The sequence below is a fragment of the Streptomyces sp. SID5643 genome (assembly GCF_009872555.1).
In the GTDB taxonomy this organism is placed as follows: domain Bacteria; phylum Actinomycetota; class Actinomycetes; order Streptomycetales; family Streptomycetaceae; genus Streptomyces; species Streptomyces iakyrus.
Map to the genome: position 1 here is coordinate 1 of NZ_WWIC01000335.1, position 209 is coordinate 209.

Genomic DNA, 209 nt, shown 5'->3' on the forward strand with positions numbered 1-209 from the left:
CGGTCGTCACGCCGGAAGGCGGGGCGGTCACCGCGGTCGTCCCGACGGAACCCACCACGGTCGCGGTCGTCCCTGCGCGGTCCACGGTCACGGTCGTCACGCCGGCCGTACCCACCGCCACGGTTGTCGTCACGCCGGAAACCGCCACGGTCGTCCCGGTCGTCACGCCGGAAGGCGGGGCGGTCACCGCGGTCGTCCCGACGGAACCC

The 209-nt window shown here is 75.1% G+C and carries 1 protein-coding gene; it reads left to right on the forward strand.

The annotated features are described in order from the left end of the window. On the forward strand, nt 1–209 hold a 209-nt coding region (locus tag GTY56_RS35310), incomplete at both ends, for a hypothetical protein (RefSeq protein ID WP_202511170.1).